General features: G+C 32.9%; 2 protein-coding genes. Both read left to right on the top strand.

Annotated features, from left to right (window positions below; genetic code table 11):
• Nucleotides 1-454: transketolase-like TK C-terminal-containing protein (locus tag MPF19_RS19065; RefSeq protein ID WP_284041598.1), on the top strand; the 454-nt coding region annotated here is incomplete at its 5' end.
• Nucleotides 455-466: 12 nt separating this feature from the next.
• On the top strand, nucleotides 467-972 hold a 506-nt coding region (locus tag MPF19_RS19070; protein WP_249989857.1), incomplete at its 3' end, for a transaldolase family protein.

Here is a 972-nt window from a genome sequence, read left to right on the forward strand (position 1 = left end):
ACAAGGAATTAAAGATTTACCAACCAAAGGAGCATCATCAAGATATCAAGAAGCATTAGCTTCTGAAAAAGGTGGGTATTTAGTAAAAGAAGTAGAAAACCCTGATGTAGTATTAGTTGCAAATGGTTCAGAAGTAGCAACTTTAGTCGCTGCAGCAGAAATTTTAGAAGCTAAAAATGGCTTAAAAGTAAACATTGCATCGGTAATTTCTGAAGGAGTATTTAGATTACAATCTAAAGAATATCAACAAAGTGTGATTCCTAAAAACAAACCATTATTCGGCTTAACAGCAGGCTTACCAGTAAACTTAGAAGGTTTGGTGGGTGATGCAGGAAAAGTGTTTGGATTGGATCATTTTGGGTATTCAGCACCAGCAAACATATTAGACGAAAAATTTGGATTTACAGGAGAAAAAGTAAGTCAACAAGTATTAGATTATTTAAAAACAGTATAAAATTAAAGACAAATGAAATTTTTTATAGACACAGCAAATTTGAATGATATTGCAGAAGCAGAAGCTTTAGGAGTTTTAGATGGCGTAACTACCAATCCATCTTTAATGGCAAAAGAAGGCATTACAGGAGCAGCAAATATTTTAAATCATTATAAAAAGATTTGTGACATTGTAGAAGGAGATGTTTCTGCAGAAGTAATTGCAACAGAGTACGATGGAATGATTCAACAAGGAGAAGAATTAGCAGCGTTACACTCGCAAATTGTGGTAAAACTACCTATGATTGCAGATGGTGTAAAAGCGTGTAAATATTTTTCTGATAAAGGAATTAAAACGAATATGACACTAATTTTTTCTGCAGGACAAGCATTATTAGCAGCCAAAGCAGGAGCAACGTATGTTTCTCCTTTTTTAGGACGATTAGATGATATTTCTACAGATGGATTAAATTTAATTTCAGAAATGAGATTAATTTATGATAACTACGGATTTAAATCACAAATTTTAGCAGCCTCTGT

It is taken from the genome of Polaribacter sp. Z014 (assembly GCF_023555435.1).
GTDB lineage: Bacteria > Bacteroidota > Bacteroidia > Flavobacteriales > Flavobacteriaceae > Polaribacter.